Genomic DNA, 15,213 nt, shown 5'->3' with positions numbered 1-15,213 from the left:
AGGTGATCTTGCCGTCGGCATCCGTCATGCGGATGTTGCCTTCGGCATGCAGCCGCTTGGTCTTCTGATCGTAGATGACCTTGTCGGCCTCGACGCTGGTGCCGTTGTAGAACAACTGCACGTTGCCGACCGCCGACACCCGCGAATTGTTGTAGTCGTAGTCCACCTCGTTGGCCTGGACCAGCATCTGGTTGTCGTTGGCAANGCGCGGCGGCACGGGCCGCGCCGGGCGCGGATTGTAGGTGAAGCCTTGTGCGGAGGCAGAGGTCGTCGACGCAAGTTCGATCGCGCCGCTCAGGGCGACAACAAGAAGCAGAGCAAGCAGGGGCGGGCAAAACGCGGCCAAGCGCATTTGCTCAGGGCGCACGACCGTGCGCCGCCGGAATGCGGACAAACGCTCGCGAAGGGCGGCGACCGAAGCCACTAGCCGTCCTCCTGATACAGCAAGGCCAAAAAGCCCGTCAGGCCGCCCACAAGCACGGGCAGCCACGCGGCCGCGATCGGATGCATCAACTCAGCCTTGCTCAAATCCTCAGTTACTTTCGACAGCACGTAGAGCAGAAAGCCGGCGCCCACGCCACTTAAAACCATCTTTTGCACGCCGCCAAAACGGAAGAAGCGCAACGACACCGATGCAGCCAACATCACCATTGCAGCCAGCAAAAACGGCTGTGCGATCAACTTATGGTACTGCAGCCGGTAGCCCGCCGTCGCAAACCCCGAACTTTCCGATGAGCGGATGTAGTTCGGTAGTTGCCAAAACGACACAGTTTCGGGTGTGGAAAAGCTGTTGCGCACCTGGGCTGGCGTGAGCGTGGTCGGGAGTTCGAAGCTGTCCTGGTCGACCGGCGGGCCGTCGAGCGCGTAGCGTCGGACCGATTTGAACAGCCAATGGCCATCCTCGAGCGTTGCTTCGCGCGCTTCGATTCGCTCCTTGAATTTGCCGTCCGTATCGAATCGAAACAGCGTGAGTCCGGTCAGCCTAACGCCCTGCCGCTCGCTGCGCGCAGCGTTGATGATCATCTGGCCGTCACTGTTCACCTGATTGATCCAGAAGCCGGACGCATCCTGGACACCGCCGCCCGGTGCATTGCCGAACAGCTCTGCTTCCATGCGCTTGGAGAGTTCGCTCAGATTCGCCGACATCGGATTATAGGCGACGGTAGCGAGCACGCCGAGGACGATCGCGCTGGCCAGGGCTGGTGCGATGAATTGCCACGCCGACACGCCTGCGGCGCGCGCGACCACCAGCTCCAGTCGCCGCGACAGCGCGAGATAGCAGGTCATTGCGCCGATCAGGATGCAGAACGGCATCATTTTCTCGAGCAACTGCGGCACTCGGAACAGCGACGTCTCCGCCACCATCAACGCGGAAACTCCCACCAGTCCCGAGGTTTTCCTGACCATCTCGATATAGTCGACCAGCACCAGCAGCATAAAAATGCTGAGGAATACGCCAAGCGCCGAAATCACGAAGCGGCCGGCAAAATAGCGCCCTAGCGTGTTGATGAGCATGCTCATGCGGTGGCCGGACGTCCGAAGAGTCGCAACAGGCGCGCGTTGGATTTGTTGATGGCCTCCAGCAGGGCCGGCGGCGGCTCCAGCACGATGCCGCCGATGATGATCCAGATGCTGAGGCCAATCGTGAGAAGTAGCATCAGATATTGCACGACCGGCGCAAACGGCGATTTCACGGCCATCACCGAGCAGGCGAATCCGATCATCCGGACGCCAAACACGGCCAGGATCGAGCCGCCGATGGAGAAGTTTCGGCTCTGGCGCGTGGTGCGCGGCGCACCGAGGAAGGCGAACGTCAGCGCGGCGAAGGCGAAGGGATAGATTGGCGCCATGAAGCGGTCATGCAACTCGGCACGGAACTGGCCGGGGATCTGCTTGTAAATCGGATCGTCCTCAGCCGGATCGAGCAATTCCCACAGATAGCGTTCGCGAATGCCGAGCGCGACGTCGTGGCCTTTGGAGAATTTCGACATATCGAAAGCGTAGCGGCCGAATGCCACCAGCGCGGGATCGCGTTTTCCCGCCTCGAATCGCTGCAAATTGCCGTCTTCGAGGACCAGGAACGAGCCGTCACCGCTTTTCACCACCGTACCGTGATCGGCGATTATGGTCGCGCGCTCCTTCGGGTCCCGCCGGTCGTCGATGAAGATGCCCTTCAACATGCCGCCCGGTTGCCGCTCACGAATGCGTATCGTCAGGTTCTGATCGAGCTGGGCGAAGCGGCCCGGCTGCAGAATGTTGGTCAGCACGTCGGCGGTGATTTCCGCGTCCCATTGCTTGAGCCGCCGCAGGCCGTCAGGCGAGAGATAGGATGCGATGAAGGCGACCAGGAGCGCGACGACACACGTGGCATAAAAGAAGGGCCGGAACAGCCGAAACGGCGAGAAGCCGGCCGCGTTCATCACGATGATTTCCGAGTCGGTCGCGAGCTTGTTCAGCGTGTGCGAGATCGCGATCATCAGCGCAATCGGCGAGATGACCAGAACAAGGGCAGGAATCACGAGGCTGGTGACGCCGAGAAAGGTCAGGATGGTCTGCCCCTGACTGGTCATCAGGTCGATGCCGCGCAACGCCTGCGTGATCCAGATCACGCCCGTCAGGCTGATCAGGACCAGCGCGAACGACGCGAGCGTCGTGCGGAAAATATACCTATCGATCGACCCCATCACTACCGCACGAATCCGCACCGCGACCGCGGGCGCGAAGAACCCCAACCAACCCCTTCGAAAAGGGCTCCCCAAAACTAGCGTAAGACGCGCCCCGTCCGCTTAATGTCTCACTAGCATCCCTTTGATCCGTCAACAAAATGGCTGGGCCGTGGCGCCCATCATCCATGCTTAATATTTCCCAAATGTGGCCAGCTTGCCACGGCAGCGCTTGGCACGATAGCGGGCGACGGGCCATAGTACGCAGGTGCGACGCCGTGGGGCGCCCAACTCGCCCCCGTATCGCCGCCGATCGACCATCCCTCGGACCACTCCGGCCACCCATCTCGCCCACGACTGCCCTGTTTATTTGGAGGATTGACTTATGCCCGACGCCGTCAAGGTCGGCTTCGCCCCGCTTTCAGCTACCCCGCGCGGCGTTCTGGTGGTGTTTTGCGACGACACCCTCAAGCTCGGGGATACCGCGCGCAAGGTCCTGGGGCCGGCGGCTGACCTGGTGAAGCGCGCGGCGACGAGCAGCCGGTTCAAGGGAAAAAGCGGTTCAACGCTCGATCTTTATGAACCGGAAGGAATCAAGATTCAGCGCTTGATCGTGATTGGCGCTGGAAAAGTCTCGGAGCTGAAAGAAGGAGATTTCCTCAAGTTCGGCGGCGTGTTGGCCGGCAAGCTGAACGGCGGCAGTGAGCACGTCACGGTGTTGGCGGAATTGCCGGCAGGAGCCATGCAGCCCGATCAGGCTGCCGCAATAGCGACCGGCATCCGGCTGCGCGCCTATCGATTCGACCGCTACAAGACCAAGAAGAAGGAAGGCGAGGAGGGCGGTTTACGCGCCGACATTTCCTTGGCCGTCGAAGATGTGGCGGCAACGCGCAAAGCCTTTGCGCCCGATTCGCAGGTGGTCGACGGTGTCGACCTGGCGCGCGATCTCGTGAACGAGCCGCCGAACGTGCTTTACCCCGAGGAGTTTGCCCGGCGCGCCGCCCAATTGCGCAAGCTGGACGTCGAGGTCGAGATTCTCGACGTGAAAGCGATGACCAAGCTCGGCATGGGCGCGCTCTTGGGGGTGGCGCAAGGCTCGGAGCGACCGGGCCGCACCGTGATCATGCGCTGGAACGGCGGAAAGCGCGGTGAAGCACCGGTCGCCTTCGTCGGCAAGGGCGTCTGCTTCGATACCGGCGGCATTTCCATCAAGGGCGCCGCCAATATGGAGGAGATGAAGGGAGACATGGCGGGCGCTGCTTGCGTTGTCGGCCTGATGCACGCACTGGCTGCGCGCAAGGCTAAGGTGAACGCGGTGGGCGCGATTGGGCTTGTCGAGAACATGCCAAGCGGCAATGCGCAGCGCCCCGGCGACATCGTCACCTCGATGTCCGGTCAGACCATCGAGATCATCAACACCGATGCCGAAGGCCGACTGGTGCTCGCCGATGTGCTTTGGTACGTGGCCAAGAAGATCAAGCCGAAATTCATGGTCGATCTTGCAACCCTGACGGGCGCGATCGTGGTGTCGCTCGGCAACGAGCACGCCGGGCTGTTCTCCAACAATGACGAATTGGCGGAGCGCCTGGTCAAGTGCGGGCTCGAGACGGGCGAGAAGGTCTGGCGCATGCCGCTCTCGCCCGAATACGACAAGCTTATCGATTCGCAATTTGCGGACATGAAAAACACCGGCGGCCGCTATGGCGGCTCGATCACCGCGGCGCAATTTCTGCAACGTTTTGTCGACAACACCCCTTGGGCACATCTCGATATTGCGGGAACGGCGATGGGCGCACCCAAGAGCGAAATCAACCAGAGCTGGGGTTCGGGTTTCGGCGTGCGCCTCTTGAACCGGCTGGTCGCCGATCATTATGAAGCGAAGAAATGACCGAGGTCCTGTTCTATCACCTGCAAAACATGTCGCTGGAAAGCGTCTTGCCGCCGTTGCTTGAGAAATCGCTCGAGCGCGGTTGGCGGGTGGTCGTGCAGTCGACGTCGCAGGAACGTGCCGAGGCGCTGGACGCGCATCTATGGACCTATCGCGACGATTCGTTCCTGCCGCACGCAACCTGGCGTTCCGGCGATCTGGCCGATCAGCCGATCGTGCTGGTGATCGACGAAGATAATCCCAATCGCGCCAACATCCGGTTTCTGATCGACAATGCCGCCGTTCCCGCCGATGCCGAGAGCTACGAGCGCCTGGTGCTGGTGTTCAACGGCGACGATCCCGACTCGCTTGCCGCCGCCCGCGGCGCCTGGACGCAGTGCAAGTCGCGGGGCTTCGAGGTGACCTATTGGCAGGCCGACGAGCGCGGCCGATGGCAGCGGCGGGACTAGCGCTGCCGTGCGCGCGACTCGGTCCTGCGATCGGATTAAGGATGTTGTTGGGATTTCGCCCGTTGTCTTGCGCTAGCCACGGTCGTGCCGCAAAGTGATGTTGGGACAAACGCTTCGGGCCTTACCGCCGAGGTGAGATTTCAGTTCGACGTGAAAAACAGCACCCACCTTCGAAAGCAACTGGCGCTGCTCCTCATGCTGGCTCCTGCGATTGCGGGCTGTTCAGGCGCGGCCGACATGTTTCAATCCGACCTGTTGTCGAAGGATGCGGAGTGGTTCTCGCGCCCCGGTCGGCTGTTCATCAAGAACGTCTCGATCGATGCGCCACCGCTGACGCCGGATAAGCCGGTTACGCCTGATGATCTTGTCAGTGCCAACGGCGCCTGCCCGGGCATGCCGGCGCCCGCCGCACCCGCTGACGCCAATGCCTCGACAGACGCGGTGCCGGGCGCGCCGCCGCCTGGCTCGGGAACGGTGGCGCTGGGTCATACCGAGTGCGACGTCGTGCGCGGTATCGGCGCACCTGACAACATCAACATCTCCAACAACCAGCGCGGGGAGCGACTCGCCGTCGTTACCTGGAACCATGGTCCGCGTGCCGGCATCTACACGTTTACGGCAGGCCGGCTGAGTTCAATCGAGGGTGTGCCCGAGCAGGCCGCCCCGCCGAAGGCCGCAAAATCCAAGGCTAGGGGCAAGAAAAAGCCGGCGGCGAGCTGATCCGCGTTTGGCGGGGTGAATACCCGCTGAGATGGCCTGTCAGCCCGCCTCGTCGTAGAGGCTGCTGGCCTCCAGCCACTCTTCTTCGGCCCGCGCCAACGCGTCCGCCGCATTGGCGCGCGCCTTTGAGAGCTGAGCCGCCTGCTTGGGATCGCGCGTGAACAGATCCGGCAGCGCCAGGGCGGTATCGATCTTGGCGATGATTTCGCTGATCCGCGCCATCTCGGTCTCGGCATTCGAAATCCGCTGTTTCAGCGAGCCGCGCTTCTCCGCCTTTGGCCGCTCCGGTCTATCGTTTTTCGTATTGCGGACCTCCTCGGTTTCACGGGACGTCACGCGCGCGCCGCGCGTCGACAGCACTCTTCGCCCGTATTCGTCGAGGTCGCCGTCAAAACTCGTCACAGTGCCATCGGCGACCACCCACAGCCGATCTGCACAGGCCTCGATCAGGTAGCGGTCGTGCGAGACCATGATCACCGCGCCTGGAAATTCGTTGATCGCCTCGGCGAGGGCGGCGCGGCTGTCGATATCCAGATGGTTGGTGGGCTCGTCCAGAATGATCATGTTGGGGCCGAAGAAGGTCGCAAGACCCAACAGCAGCCTTGCCTTCTCGCCGCCTGATAGGCTGCCGGCCTTTGTGTCCGCCGTGCTGCCGGAAAATCCGATTGCGCCGGCGCGCGCACGCACTTTGGCTTCCGGTGCCTCGGGCATCAGCTTGCGGATGTGATCGTAGACGGACGCGTCCTCGTTCAATTCATCGAGCTGATGCTGGGCGAAATAGGCAATCGAGAGCCTTTCGGCTCGCGCGATCGTGCCGGAAAAAGGCTTGAGGCGGTCTGCCAGAAGCTTCACCAGCGTCGATTTGCCGTTGCCGTTGGCGCCGAGCAGGGCGATGCGGTCGTCATTGTCGATCCTCAAGGTGACGCGCCTCAGCACCGGTTTTTGCGGATCGTAGCCGACGGAGACATTGTCGACCGCAATGATTGGCGGCGACAAGAGCCTGTCCGGGGCGGGAAAGCTGATTTCGCGCACCTCTTCGCGCACCAGGGCCGCGACCGGCTTCATCTTCTCCAGCATCTTCACCCGCGACTGCGCCTGGCGTGCCTTTGAGGCCTTGGCCTTGAAACGATCGACAAAGGCCTGCAGGCGCTTGCGCTCGGCTTCCTGGCGCTTGGCGTGCTTGGCGTCGAGCAATTCGCGCGCGGCGCGCTGCTCCTCGAACGAGGAATAGGAGCCGCGATAGAGCGTGAGCTTGCCGCGCTCAAGATGCAGGATCTGGTCGACCGAGGTGTCGAGCAGGTCGCGGTCGTGGCTGATCACGATCACCGTGCGCGGATAATTCGCGAGATGATCGTCAAGCCACAGCGTACCTTCGAGGTCGAGATAGTTGGTCGGTTCGTCCAGCAGCAACAGATCGGGCGCCGAAAACAGTGTCGCGGCGAGCGCAACGCGCATGCGCCAGCCACCGGAGAACTCGGAAACCGGACGCGCCTGATCCGCGCTCGAGAAGCCGAGACCGCTGAGGATCGCAGCCGCGCGGGCAGGCGCAGAATGGGCGTCGATATCGGCGAGCCTGGTCTGGATTTCGGCGATGCGTTGCGGGTCGGTCGCGGTCTCGGCTTCGCGCAACAGCGCATCGCGCTCGCGGTCTGCCCTGAGCACGACTGTCAACAGGTTCTCGGGGCCGTTCGGCGCCTCCTGAGCCAGGCTGCCGATCCGCCATCGCGGCGGAACGATGACGGTTCCGCTTTCGGTTGCGATTTCACCGCGAATGGCGCGAAACAATGTCGATTTGCCGGTGCCGTTGCGGCCGACGAGGCCGACGCGTGCTCCGGGCACAATTTGCGCAGAGGCATGATCAATCAAAAGCCGTCCGGCGAGGCGGACCGACAGGTCGGTGATGACAAGCATGCGCGCCTTGTCACCGCAGTCGCCGCTAAACGCAACCGCTTTGTGAGCCGCACCGAAATGCCTGCGAGCTAGCAATGCCTACGAGCTAGCGCGAGCGCATCTCACAATCCTGTCTGCGCAGAGCGTCCATGAGATCGCGCAGATGATCGGGCAATTGTGAAAAGTCCGGCTGAAGGCTCTGTTGCAGCCGCTGGCCCACGGCCTCACATATCGATCGGCTGGTCTTGCCGTCGATCATTGCGCTGCTATTGCCGCTCTGGCCGCTCATACGAGTTCCGCTTGGCGCTCTCCATTCAACCCGTAACGCCGAACCAAGTCATGAACGCTCAAATTGTTTCCCGCCCGTCACGTCGCTCTTAGGTTAAAAAAATCCATACAAATCGGGCGGTTGCGGCCTGGAAGGAGCCCCGGGCGGCCCGGGGCTCCTTCACCTGATAACGACAAAATCAGTAGCAGGTATTGACCAGCCGCCAGCGCGGTCCCCAGGGCGTTGGGACCAGGCGGCGCACAAAGCAACTGCCGTATCCGTAGGAGGGGCGAGCGTAGCCGTAATAGACGGGGCCGCCGACTACGACGCGGGGGCCCCACCAGCCCCAACCGTGATGCCAGCCGCCATGCCAGCCCCAGGCGGAGGCCGACGTCGGCGCCATGGCCGCGCCCAACGATACCGCGGCAACTGCAACAAGCGAAAGTTTGCGGAACATGGTGATCTCCTCAAAGCTTCGGCGCGGTTTGCGCCGGTGGGTGAAAGCTCGGCCTGCAGCGTCTCGGCGAAGCACGAGACGCTTGGTCGATTGCAGCCTATCGGGGCCAGGCTGAACAGGATCGGGCTGGAGCCTGCAGGATGGGTTCAGCTTGGTGAAATTGCTGTAATTTCCCGCGATCACCGGTCGCCTATGTCCGTCCGCCGGGGTCGCTTGCCGTCCGAGGTGGGCGCCGATATAAGCCCGCAACTCACGAATTCACCCGCCTTTTTGAGGATCATGACATGGCGATTGAACGTACCTTCTCGATCATCAAGCCGGACGCGACCGAGCGCAATCTGACCGGCGCAATCAATGCGCTGATCGAGAAGGCAGGCCTTCGGATCGTTGCGCAAAAGCGCATCCGCATGACGCGCGAACAGGCGGAGACCTTCTACGCGGTGCATAAGGCCCGCCCGTTCTTCGGCGAACTGGTGGATTTCATGACCTCCGGCCCGGTCGTGGTGCAGGTTCTGGAAGGCGAGGGCGCGATTGCGAAATACCGCGAGGTGATGGGCGCCACCGATCCGTCGAAGGCGGCCGAGGGAACGATCCGCAAGCTCCATGCGAAATCGATCGGCGAGAACTCCGTGCATGGTTCGGATGCGCCCGAGACGGCCGCTGTCGAAATCGCGCAGTTTTTCTCCGGCAACGAAATCGTAGGCTGATGGAGGCTGGCCTGGGCTGAGGCAAGCCGCGGGGGATAGGCTGTGATCCTGTTACTGCAGGCATTTGATCCCACCAATCTCAGCGTGTTTCTTACCCAATTGCACGCTGACATCCAGAAGCCGACATTCTGGCTCGCGGTTGGCAAGATCATTTGGGTCAACGTGCTGTTGTCGGGAGACAACGCGCTGGTCATTGCTATGGCCTGCCGTGGGTTGCATGGCCGACACCGGCTCTGGGGCATGGTGATCGGCGCCGGCATCGCGGTGATCCTTCTGATTCTCTTCACCGGGATCGTCGCGACCCTGATGGAGCTGCCGTATCTCAAAGTGATCGGCGGCCTTGCGCTGTTGGTCATCGCCGCCAAGCTGCTGGTGCCCGAGGACGAGGGGGATGAAATCGCCGCGGGCACCACGCTCTGGCACGCGGTGCGTATCGTCGTGATCGCCGATATCATCATGAGCTTGGACAATGTGATCGCGGTGGCGGCTGCCGCGAACGGCCAGCTCGCGCTATTGATCCTGGGCCTTGCGATCAGCATTCCGATGATTATCGCGGGCGCGGCGTTAATCATGCTGGTGCTCGATCGCTTTCCGCTCCTGGTTTGGCTGGGCGCGATGCTTCTGGGCTGGATCGCGGGCGATGTGATCTCAAGCGATCCGGCCATCGCTCCGCGGCTGCACAACTTGCTGGAAGGCGATGTCAGCCTGAACATCGATACCACATCTTCGATGTTCGGGTTTGTCAGGCATCTTCGGTTCGATGGGGAACTCGACGAAATCGCATTTTCGGTCCTCGGCGCCCTCTTCGTTCTCATTGTCGGATCTATTTGGCGCCGCCGGAAGCTGCACGGGAAAGAAGCCCCCGCTGGCTGATATCCCGACTGAAGGCTTCCCGCATTGTCTGCCGGCTTTGCGACAAATAGCCGCCGGACGCTCCCGCGACTTTTTGCGATACGCAAATTGAAAGCTTCTCGCGGAGGTCGGATTTTGAACTGGTTGTCGAACGTTTTCGACCCATCCTGGGTCGGGACAACATTCATGCAGCTTTATGCCGAGTTTCAGCATCCGCACTTCTGGGTGAACGTATCCAAGATCATCTGGATCAATGTGCTGTTGTCGGGCGACAACGCGCTGGTGGTGGCGTTGGCCTGCCGCGGCTTGCAGCCGCGGCAACGACTCTGGGGCATGATGCTTGGGACGGCGGCGGCCGTGGCGCTGCGCATTCTCTTCACCGTGATCATCGCGACCGTGATGGGACTGCCCTATCTGAAGCTGGTCGGCGGACTGGCGCTGATCGTCATTGCCGCCAAGCTGCTGGTCCCCGAAAGGGAGGACGAAGGGGGCATCAAGTCCGCAGCGCATCTGTGGGCGGCGATCCAGATCGTGGCGCTCGCGGACATCGTGATGAGCCTCGACAATGTGATCGCGGTGGCCGCTGCCGCCGAGGGCAGCATACCGCTCCTCGTCTTCGGACTTGCAAGCAGCATTCCCCTGATCATCGCCGGAGCCGGTCTAATCATGGCGCTCTTAAATCTGTTGCCGATCCTGGTCTGGGCCGGCTCGGCCTTGCTCGGCTGGATTGCCGGCAATGTGATTGCAACCGATCCGGCCGTGCATCCGAAGCTGCGGAGCCTTCTCGACGGTGCGCTTGGCTTTGAGTTCGACACCCTGCTGACGCTGCTCGGCGTTGCCCCGTTGTTCGTGGGCGGCAACGCTGGAGAAATCCTTTGTGCCGCTCTGGGCGTGCTTGTCGTGCTCCTCGTTGGCTCGATCTGGCGACGGCGCAGCCTGCACCACATGGCTCATGGGGCGGCGTAACCGTTTGCCCGCAAGCTAGCGCAGCACGATCGAACCGGAGCGGCCGACGAGACGCGCGAGCTGGCGGAAGCGGCCGCCGACCCGGTCGGCCACCAGATCGACCATCCGGTGCTCGAAGACCAGCATCAGATTGCGCCCCTCGTTGCGGAAATGGGTCGCCGGCAGCACGCCGGGGCGCGCCGCCGAAATGAGATGGGCCACGCGGAAGGCTGCGCCCAGCACGCGCGCGCGCTCCAGCATCGCTGGGCTGACCAGGTCCTGGATGATTTGCGGCGGCTGGTTCTCTTCGCTCAATCCGGCATAGCGGAAGAACACGGCCAACCCGACAAAGGCCCGGCCCTGATGGCCGATATCGCCGAAATTACCGTTGATGATCTGGGTCAGCGTCTGCTCGCCGCGATGATCGGGGTGCACGCGCCAGCCGATATCCGACAGCAGGCAGGCGGCGTGGCGCAGCCGGCGGTCCTCGTCGGTTTCCCGCAGTTTCACCACGCGCACGAACCGGTCGCTCCACTCGATCAGCTCCTTCGCGTGCCGGGCGGAGCGCGACAGCAACTGATTGAGCTCCTCCGCGGCGCAGAGCAAGCCGTCCTTGGCACGCTCCTGATCCGGCAGCATTGAATAGAGCAGGCCTTCGCGCACGCCGAAGGTGGAGAATGTGATGGTCTTCGGCCTGGCGACGCGGATGATGTATTCCAGCACCAGGGCGCCATAGGTCAGGAGGGGACGCCGGGCATCGGCGACCATCTCGATGTTCGCGAGCATGTTCGCGGCGGCTAGGCGCCGTAGCCGCCGCGCGAAATCGAGCGCTTCCGCGGCCGGAATCGAATAGCCGTGCATCACCCCGAGCGGATAGCCGCTCTGGAAGATGTGAATCCGCGCCAGCGCCCGCCATGTGCCGCCAACCGCATAGAAGGTGCGGCCGCGGCCAGCCTTGAGCTGGGAGACTTCGGACAAATCGTTCCGAACGATGCGCTCGGCGCGCTTGAGCGACTTGTGCGAGAGGTCCTGCAGCGCCAAGCTGCCAAGGCGCAGCGTCACGCCGCTGCGCACGCTGTTGCCGCGAACATCGATCAACTCGAGCGAGCCGCCGCCGAGATCGCCGACGATGCCGTCGGGCTTGTGGAGGCCGGAGACGACGCCGAGCGCCGACAATTTGGCTTCGCGCGGCCCCGAGAGAATTTCGATGGGTACGCCGCAAATGCGCTCGGCCTTGGCGATGAAGTCGGCGCCGTTAGAGGCGTCGCGACAGGCAGCCGTCGCGATCGCATAGACGCGCCCGACCTGCTGGATCTTGCACAGGCCGCGGAAGCGGCGCAGCGCGGTCAGCGCCCTGGCCACCGCATCGGGCGCGAGCAGGCCCGTGCTCTGGACCTCGCGGCCAAGTCCGCACAGCGCCTTCTCGTTGAAGATGGTGATCAGGCTGCGCGCCAGCGCTTCATAGACGACGAGGCGGACCGAGTTCGAGCCGATGTCGATGACCGCGACGCTGGAGTTGCGTTTGCGCGGTCGCTTCACCGCCGCGCTCCGTTACGGTGTCGGCGTATGCTGACGCTCGCTGCGACGGGTGAGGCGGCGCGGCGCGAATTCCTTAAGCGACTTCCCACGGCCTGAAAGACTCGGATTCGTCATGAAGTAATTGTGCAGGTTGAAGGGCTCTTCGCCTTTCGCCGCCTTCATACGCGTTGACGATCCGTCCGGCAACAATTGCCAGCTCTGCTCGGTGTCCTTCAGATTCGCGATCATGATCTGCTCGAGAACCTGCTGATGTACCGTGGGATTTTGCAGCGGACACAATACCTCGACGCGCCTGTCGAGGTTGCGCGGCATCATGTCGGCGGAGGAGATATACACAGCCGCCTTCGCGCTGGGTAAGCCTTGTCCCATGCCGAAGCAGTAGATTCGGCCGTGCTCCAGGAAGCGGCCGATGACGGATTTGACGCGGATGTTCTCCGACAGGCCGGGCAGGCCGGGCCGCAGGCAGCAGATACCGCGCACCACGAGTTCGATGGAAACGCCGGCCTGAGAGGCCTGGTAGAGCGCGTCGATGATATCGGGATCGACCAGCGCATTCATCTTCATCCAGATCGCGGCGGGCCTGCCATGGCGGGCGTGCTCGATCTCGTCATGAATATGCTCGAGCATCCGCTTGCGTAAGTTCAGCGGCGAGACCGCGAGCTTCTCAAGATCGCTCGGGGCGGCATAACCGGTGATGTAATTGAAGACCCGCGCCACGTCGCGCCCGATGATCGGATCGCAAGTGAAATAGGAGAGATCGGTATAGATGCGCGCCGTAACCGGATGATAGTTGCCGGTCCCGGTGTGCACATAAGTGGTGAGGCTACCGCCCTCGCGCCGCACGATCAGCGACAGCTTGGCATGCGTTTTGAGTTCGAGGAAGCCGTAGACCACCTGGACGCCGGCGCGTTCGAGGTCGCGCGCCCAGCGGATGTTGGCTTCCTCGTCGAACCGCGCCTTCAGCTCGATCAGCGCGGTGACCGATTTTCCGGCTTCGGCGGCTTCCGCCAGCGCGCGCACAATCGGCGAGTTGTTGGAGGTACGGTAGAGGGTCTGCTTGATCGCCACGACGTCGGGATCGCGCGCGGCCTGTTGCAGGAACTGCACCACCACGTCGAAGGACTCGTAAGGGTGATGAACGATCAGGTCCTTCTGTCGGATCGCCGCGAAGATGTCGCCGCCATGATCGCGAACGCGCTCGGGATGGCGCGGAACGTAAGGAGGAAATTCGAGATCGGGACGGTCGAGGCGCGTGAGCTGCGACAGCTCGTTCATCGCCAGCACGCCATCGACCAGCGTGACCTCATCGTCGACGCAGGAGAGCGCGTGCTGCACGAAGGCGCGCAAGTCTTCGGGCATGCTGGCTTCCATTTCCAGCCGGATGACCGACCCGCGCCGGCGCCGCTTCAGCGCGGTCTCGAACAGCCGCACCAGGTCTTCCGCTTCTTCCTCGATTTCGATTTCGGAGTCGCGGATGACGCGGAAGGCGCCCTGGCCCTTGACGGTGTAACCAGGGAACAGGCGACCGATGAACAGGACCGTGGCCTGCTCCAGGGTAATCAGCCGCGTCGCGCCCTCCTTGCTGGCGGGCATGCGAATGAAGCGGTCGATCTTGCCGGGCATGCGGATGAGCGCGTTCATCGGCTTGCCGTCGGACAGCCGGGAAAGCTGCAGCGCGACGGTAAAGCCAAGATTGGGAATGAACGGGAAGGGGTGGGCGGGATCGATCGCCAGCGGCGTGAGCAGCGGGAAAATGTTGTGGAGGAAGTGATCTTCGATCCAGGCCCGCTCCGATTTGGTGACGTCGCGACCGTCGACGAGCACAAGTCCCACCTCCGCCAGAATGCCGCGCAGGTCGCGCCAGATCGCCTGCTGGTCGTTGGCGAGTTGCGAGACCGAACGGTTGATGCGCGTGAGCTGCTCCGCTGGCGTGAGCCCGTCAGGGCTGCGCTCAGTAATGCCCTCACGGATCTGGGCCTTGATACCGGCCACGCGGACCATGAAGAACTCGTCAAGGTTATTGGCGGAAATCGACAGGAACCGCACCCGTTCCAGGGCTGGGTGCCCGGGATTGACCGATTCCTCCAACACACGGCGGTTGAAATGCAGCCAGGAAAGCTCGCGGTTGATGAAGCGCTCGGGGCTGGTTGCGATCGCCGGAAGACTTTCGGAATCGGGCTCTTTTTCTTTAATTACAGTGGTTTGCACGGATTCCATGAGAAATCGATCCATCTGTCGGTCGGGAGCGGCAGTATTTTGCCGAAGCCTTGCGCCAACCATGTGCGGGCGCAGTGACGATTCAATGACATGATGTTCCCATAGGTTTCGGCGTCAAGACGGCCTTTTCGACTTCAGTCACCGGGCATGGGCGAATCGGTTCCGGCGCGGAAGGCGCAGCAGCCCACAGGTCCGCGTTCTCGCGGCGCAAGGTGCCCGAGTTTTGCATCTGAGACACCCTCGTCCGGTCAGAGGGCGCAGGGAATGCCGGGTGCTGGCTGCACCCATGGCCCCCGCGCGAAAGAAGTGCGCGGGGCGTTGACCACAGGTTCAGCCGACATCCCGGCATTCCCCGCGCAGTGGTTTACGATTTACTTCGTACTCTTCCCGGTGAACCAGCTTGTTTGCCACCGTCGCCGGCGCGATGGATGAGCATCACCGCCAACTTGGCGCCTGCATGGGCGCGCCAGAACCATACGACTTCGCCGTCCGCGCCTGCGCCGCTCGTCAGTCAGCATCAGCACGTCCACCGCATTCCGCTCCACGTTCGTGACGACGCGTACGCCCCTCCAGCCGGTAGCGGAACGGGCGGACCATACGACTGATTCGGGTTTCTGA

13 protein-coding genes and 1 pseudogene are annotated in these 15,213 nt (G+C 62.6%); 6 read left to right on the top strand and 8 right to left on the bottom strand.

Features of this window, described 5'->3' with window-relative positions; genetic code table 11:
• The 3 genes and pseudogenes from F758_RS0124245 to lptF all read right to left on the bottom strand — a co-directional run.
• Positions 1–424: pseudogene (locus F758_RS0124245) on the bottom strand (LptA/OstA family protein); the annotation flags it as partial.
• Positions 424–1,521, bottom strand: coding sequence for an LPS export ABC transporter permease LptG (gene lptG, locus F758_RS0124240; RefSeq protein WP_024510301.1), 1,098 nt, complete (start codon positions 1,519–1,521; stop codon positions 424–426). The gene lptG and the pseudogene F758_RS0124245, both read right to left, overlap by 1 nt.
• Positions 1,518–2,684 (bottom strand): LPS export ABC transporter permease LptF, encoded by a 1,167-nt coding sequence (gene lptF, locus F758_RS0124235; protein WP_024510300.1) that lies wholly within the window; start codon positions 2,682–2,684, stop codon positions 1,518–1,520. The genes lptG and lptF overlap by 4 nt, the downstream gene beginning before the upstream one ends.
• Before the next feature lie 364 nt (positions 2,685–3,048).
• On the opposite strand from lptF, the gene F758_RS0124230 reads away from it, so the two are divergent.
• From F758_RS0124230 to F758_RS0124220, 3 genes are all read left to right on the top strand, one after another.
• Positions 3,049–4,551: a leucyl aminopeptidase gene (locus tag F758_RS0124230; protein WP_024510299.1), complete on the top strand. Its 1,503-nt coding sequence runs from the start codon at positions 3,049–3,051 to the stop codon at positions 4,549–4,551.
• A complete protein-coding gene (locus tag F758_RS0124225) occupies positions 4,548–5,000 on the top strand; it encodes a DNA polymerase III subunit chi (protein WP_024510298.1) in 453 nt (150 codons plus the stop codon). Before F758_RS0124230 ends, F758_RS0124225 begins: the two co-directional genes overlap by 4 nt.
• A 195-nt stretch (positions 5,001–5,195) precedes the next feature.
• On the top strand, positions 5,196–5,720 hold the full coding sequence (locus tag F758_RS0124220) for a hypothetical protein (RefSeq protein WP_035722929.1): 525 nt from the start codon (positions 5,196–5,198) through the stop codon (positions 5,718–5,720).
• 39 nt (positions 5,721–5,759) lie between these two features.
• Here F758_RS0124220 and F758_RS0124215 read toward each other — a convergent pair whose 3' ends face one another.
• From F758_RS0124215 to F758_RS0124205, 3 genes are all read right to left on the bottom strand, one after another.
• Positions 5,760–7,631 (bottom strand): ABC-F family ATP-binding cassette domain-containing protein, encoded by a 1,872-nt coding sequence (locus tag F758_RS0124215; protein WP_024510296.1) that lies wholly within the window; start codon positions 7,629–7,631, stop codon positions 5,760–5,762.
• A gap of 85 nt (positions 7,632–7,716) precedes the next feature.
• Positions 7,717–7,899 (bottom strand): hypothetical protein, encoded by a 183-nt coding sequence (locus F758_RS0124210; protein WP_024510295.1) that lies wholly within the window; start codon positions 7,897–7,899, stop codon positions 7,717–7,719.
• Positions 7,900–8,077: 178 nt separating this feature from the next.
• The gene (locus F758_RS0124205; protein ID WP_024510294.1) at positions 8,078–8,335 is read right to left on the bottom strand and encodes a hypothetical protein; all 258 of its coding nucleotides are present in this window, start codon (positions 8,333–8,335) and stop codon (positions 8,078–8,080) included.
• A gap of 284 nt (positions 8,336–8,619) precedes the next feature.
• On the opposite strand from F758_RS0124205, the gene ndk reads away from it, so the two are divergent.
• From ndk to F758_RS0124190, 3 genes are all read left to right on the top strand, one after another.
• A complete protein-coding gene (gene ndk, locus F758_RS0124200; RefSeq protein WP_024510293.1) occupies positions 8,620–9,042 on the top strand; it encodes a nucleoside-diphosphate kinase in 423 nt (140 codons plus the stop codon).
• 42 nt (positions 9,043–9,084) lie between these two features.
• On the top strand, positions 9,085–9,915 hold the full coding sequence (locus F758_RS0124195) for a YjbE family putative metal transport protein (RefSeq protein WP_051387029.1): 831 nt from the start codon (positions 9,085–9,087) through the stop codon (positions 9,913–9,915).
• A 114-nt stretch (positions 9,916–10,029) separates the two neighbouring features.
• The gene (locus tag F758_RS0124190) at positions 10,030–10,860 is read left to right on the top strand and encodes a TerC family protein (protein WP_024510291.1); all 831 of its coding nucleotides are present in this window, start codon (positions 10,030–10,032) and stop codon (positions 10,858–10,860) included.
• Positions 10,861–10,875: 15 nt separating this feature from the next.
• Here F758_RS0124190 and ppx read toward each other — a convergent pair whose 3' ends face one another.
• Entirely contained in the window at positions 10,876–12,378 is a 1,503-nt protein-coding gene (gene ppx / locus F758_RS0124185; RefSeq protein ID WP_024510290.1) for an exopolyphosphatase, read from the bottom strand.
• Positions 12,379–12,390: 12 nt separating this feature from the next.
• Positions 12,391–14,595 (bottom strand): RNA degradosome polyphosphate kinase, encoded by a 2,205-nt coding sequence (locus F758_RS0124180; protein WP_024510289.1) that lies wholly within the window; start codon positions 14,593–14,595, stop codon positions 12,391–12,393.
• Positions 14,596–15,213: the final 618 nt, after the last annotated feature.

The sequence above is a fragment of the Bradyrhizobium sp. ARR65 genome (assembly GCF_000472385.1).
GTDB lineage: Bacteria > Pseudomonadota > Alphaproteobacteria > Rhizobiales > Xanthobacteraceae > Bradyrhizobium.
Note: the sequence above shows the minus strand (reverse complement) of the source record. Positions and strands in the feature narration are given on the sequence as shown.

What these genes read in the sequence shown, in the direction of transcription:
- F758_RS0124210 (WP_024510295.1), bottom strand. Translation starts at nt 7,899, where the DNA reads ATGAGCGGCCAGAGCGGCAATAGCAGCGCAATGATCGACGGCAAGACC.
- F758_RS0124230 (WP_024510299.1), top strand. Translation starts at nt 3,049, where the DNA reads ATGCCCGACGCCGTCAAGGTCGGCTTCGCCCCGCTTTCAGCTACCCCG.
- ndk (WP_024510293.1), top strand. Translation starts at nt 8,620, where the DNA reads ATGGCGATTGAACGTACCTTCTCGATCATCAAGCCGGACGCGACCGAG.
- F758_RS0124225 (WP_024510298.1), top strand. Translation starts at nt 4,548, where the DNA reads ATGACCGAGGTCCTGTTCTATCACCTGCAAAACATGTCGCTGGAAAGC.
- F758_RS0124205 (WP_024510294.1), bottom strand. Translation starts at nt 8,335, where the DNA reads ATGTTCCGCAAACTTTCGCTTGTTGCAGTTGCCGCGGTATCGTTGGGC.
- F758_RS0124215 (WP_024510296.1), bottom strand. Translation starts at nt 7,631, where the DNA reads ATGCTTGTCATCACCGACCTGTCGGTCCGCCTCGCCGGACGGCTTTTG.
- lptG (WP_024510301.1), bottom strand. Translation starts at nt 1,521, where the DNA reads ATGAGCATGCTCATCAACACGCTAGGGCGCTATTTTGCCGGCCGCTTC.
- F758_RS0124180 (WP_024510289.1), bottom strand. Translation starts at nt 14,595, where the DNA reads ATGGAATCCGTGCAAACCACTGTAATTAAAGAAAAAGAGCCCGATTCC.
- lptF (WP_024510300.1), bottom strand. Translation starts at nt 2,684, where the DNA reads ATGGGGTCGATCGATAGGTATATTTTCCGCACGACGCTCGCGTCGTTC.
- F758_RS0124220 (WP_035722929.1), top strand. Translation starts at nt 5,196, where the DNA reads ATGCTGGCTCCTGCGATTGCGGGCTGTTCAGGCGCGGCCGACATGTTT.